This is a genomic window from Cupriavidus sp. 05N40, from assembly GCF_056397305.1.
Genome location: NZ_JBFTND010000385.1, coordinates 1 through 3,231, shown reverse-complemented (window position 1 = coordinate 3,231; position 3,231 = coordinate 1). Strand labels below are relative to the sequence as shown.

3 protein-coding genes are annotated in these 3,231 nt (G+C 63.2%); all 3 read right to left on the bottom strand.

What is annotated here, in order from left to right:
- Window positions 1-270: 270 nt before the first annotated feature.
- Window positions 271-2,001 (bottom strand): ABC transporter substrate-binding protein, encoded by a 1,731-nt coding sequence (locus AC1DO7_RS40535; RefSeq protein ID WP_441624047.1) that lies wholly within the window; start codon window positions 1,999-2,001, stop codon window positions 271-273.
- Between the two features lie 156 nt (window positions 2,002-2,157).
- Window positions 2,158-2,466 carry a DUF2160 domain-containing protein gene (locus AC1DO7_RS40530; RefSeq protein WP_441624010.1) on the bottom strand — a complete coding sequence of 103 codons (309 nt, stop codon included), beginning with the start codon at window positions 2,464-2,466 and terminating at the stop codon, window positions 2,158-2,160.
- Between the two features lie 10 nt (window positions 2,467-2,476).
- Window positions 2,477-3,229, bottom strand: coding sequence for a carbohydrate ABC transporter permease (locus tag AC1DO7_RS40525; protein ID WP_477117508.1), 753 nt, complete (start codon window positions 3,227-3,229; stop codon window positions 2,477-2,479).
- Window positions 3,230-3,231 lie beyond the last annotated feature (2 nt).

Here is a 3,231-nt window from a genome sequence, read left to right as displayed (position 1 = left end):
GTACTGCGCTGGATCCTCTTTCCTGCTTCAGCTTTCTTGCTGGGGCGGAGCAGTGGCTTCCATGAGCAGAATATTATCTACTGGTAGATAGATAGTCAAGGAGTTTTCAGAAGAATCTTTGGATGGGGCTTGCGCGTCTGCAATGGCGCACTTTTGCACGAATGCTGTCGCGCCTCCCCGCCATCCCCCAAAAAAAGCGGCGCAACCGACTGCGTTGCGCCGCCCGGCCGGACCAGGACGCCTGCCGCGTCCTGCCGGTTCACACCGTGCCTACCTGACCTTGCCTTCCTTCCAGGCCTGCAGCAGCTTGTCGTAGGCGATGGTCTCGCCCTTCGGTTTCTCGTTGGCCAGCTTCTTCCACGGCGCGTGCTCGTCCGACAGCCACTTGGCGGGATCGCTCTTGGGATTGAGCTTGGGCGCGCAGTTGCTCATGCCGGCGCGCTGCAGCCGTCCCATCACCTGGTCCATCTCGTCGGCCAGGTTGTCCATCGCGGCCTGCGGGGTCTTCTCGCCGGTCACGGCGGTCGCCACGTTCTTCCACCACAGCTGCGCCAGCTTCGGGTAATCCGGCACATTGGTGCCGGTCGGCGTCCAGGCCACGCGTGCCGGGCTGCGGTAGAACTCGATCAGGCCACCGTACTGCGCCGCGTTCTTGGTGAGGTAGTCGTGGTGGATATCGCTGTCGCGGATAAAGGTCAGGCCGGTGAGCGACTTCTTCAGCGACACCGTCTTCGAGGTCACGAACTGYGCGTACAGCCACGCCGCCGCGAGCCGGTTGGCATCGGTGTTCTTGAAGAAGGTCCAGGAGCCCACGTCCTGGTAGCCGTTCTGCATGCCCTGCTTCCAGTACGGGCCGTATGGCGACGGCGCCATGCGCCACTTGGGCGTGCCGTCGGCGTTGACCACCGGCAGGCCCTTCTTGGTCATGTCGGCGGTGAACGCGGTGTACCAGAAGATCTGCTGCGCGACCTGCCCTTGCGCCGGCACCGGGCCGGCTTCGGAGAAGGTCATGCCCATGGCCTGCGGCGGCGCGTACTTCTTCATCCAGTCGATGTACTTGGTAAGCGCATAGACCGCGGCCGGGCTGTTGGTGGCGCCCCCGCGCGACACCGAGGCGCCCTCCGGCGTGCACTTGTCCGCGCCGACGCGGATGCCCCACTCGTCCACCGGCATGCCGTTGGGCAGGCCCTTGTCGGCCGCGCCCGCCATCGATAGCCACGCGTCGGTGAAGCGCCAGCCCAGCGACGGGTCTTTCTTGCCGTAGTCCATGTGGCCAAAGACCTTCTTGCCGTCCAGCTCCTTCACGTCATTGGAGAAGAAGTTGGCGATGTCCTCGTAGGCCGACCAGTTGGTGGGCACGCCGAGGTCATAGCCGTACTTCGCCTTGAACTTGTCCTGCAGGTCCTTGCGCGCGAACCAGTCGGCGCGGAACCAGTACAGGTTGGCGAACTGCTGGTCGGGCAACTGGTAGAGCTTGCCGTCGGGCGCCGTCGTGAACTTCGTGCCGATGAAGTCCTTCACGTCCAGGTCGGGATTGGTCCATTCCTTGCCGGCGCCGGCCATGTAGTCGGTCAGCGGCAGGATGGCGCCGTAGCGGTAGTGCGTGCCGATCAGGTCGGAGTCGGAGATCCAGCCGTCATAGATGGACTTGCCGGACTGCATCGAGGTCTGCAGCTTCTCCACCACATCGCCTTCCTGGATGATGTCGTGCTTGACCTTGATGCCGGTGATCTCCTCGAACGCCTTGGTCAGCGTCTTGGATTCGTACTCGTGGGTGGTGATGGTTTCCGAGACCACGCTGATCTGCGTGACGCCCTTGGCCTTGAGCTTGGCGGCGGCGTCGATGAACCACTTCATTTCGGCGAGCTGCTTGTCCTTGGAGAGCGACGACGGCTGGAATTCGCTGTCGACCCACTTCTTGGCCTCCGCCTCGCCTGCCCATGCGGCATGGCCGCAGACAAGCGCCGCCGCGCAGGCCATGGCCGTCATGCCCAATTTCACGTGCACCTTCATGAACGTCTCCTCGAGAATCCCCCTCCCTGCTCTTTGTCTGGGTTGCGGTCCGGGGAAGGTGCAGGCCGCCATGCCCATTGACGAGATTTCCGTCGCTTTATTCCTGTCGTCGCGCTGCTCCCGTCCTGGCTTGTTCCACCAGCATCAGCCCTTGCGCATCACCAGTGCCAGCACCAGCATCGAAGTCACGAAGCTGATCCAGATCGACGGTTCTTCGGCCAGCGAAAACCAGGCCACCATCTTCTCGCCCAGCCCCACCCACGCCAGGTTGATCCACGCGGCGCACATCAGGCCGATGAACAGGCGGTCGCCGCGCGTGGTGGCGATGGGCAGGAAGCCCTTGCGCTCCAGCGTGGGTGCGCGCGCCTCCCAGACCGTCATGCAGATCAGCATCAGCACCACGCAGATGAAGAACACGGCCACCGGGGTGGTCCAGACCATCCAGCTCAGCATGCACTCCCCCTTACACGCGGCCCATCGCGAAGCCCTTCGCGATGTAGTGCCGCACAAACCAGATCACGATGCCGCCCGGCACGATGGTCAGCACCCCCGCCGCGGCCAGCACGCCCCAGTCCATGCCCGAGGCCGAAACCGTGCGCGTCATGGTGGCGACGATCGGCTTGGCGTTGACCGAGGTCAGCGTGCGCGCCAGCAACAGTTCCACCCAACTGAACATGAAGCAGAAGAACGCGGCCACGCCCACGCCCGCCTTGATCAGCGGCAGGAAGATGGTSAGGAAGAARCGCGGGAACGAGTAGCCGTCCACATAGGCGGTYTCGTCGATCTCGCGCGGCACGCCGGACATGAAGCCCTCCAGGATCCAKACCGCCAGCGGCACGTTGAASACCAGRTGCGCCAGCGCCACCCCCAGGTGCGTATCCATCAGGCCGATGGTCGTATAGAGCTGGAAGAACGGCAGCAGGAACACCGCCGGCGGCGTCATGCGGTTGGTGAGCAGCCAGAAGAAGACGTGCTTGTCGCCGATGAACTGGTAGCGCGAGAACGCATAGGCCGCGGGCAGCGCCACCGTGATCGAGATCACGGTGTTCATCGCCACGTAGATCATCGAGTTGATATAGCCGGAGTACCACGACACATCCGTGAAGATGGTCTTGTAATGCTCCAGCGTGAAGTCGTTCGGCCACAGCGACAGCGTGGAGACGATCTCCTCGTTGGACTTGAACGACATGTTCAGCATCCAGTAGATCGGCAGGATGG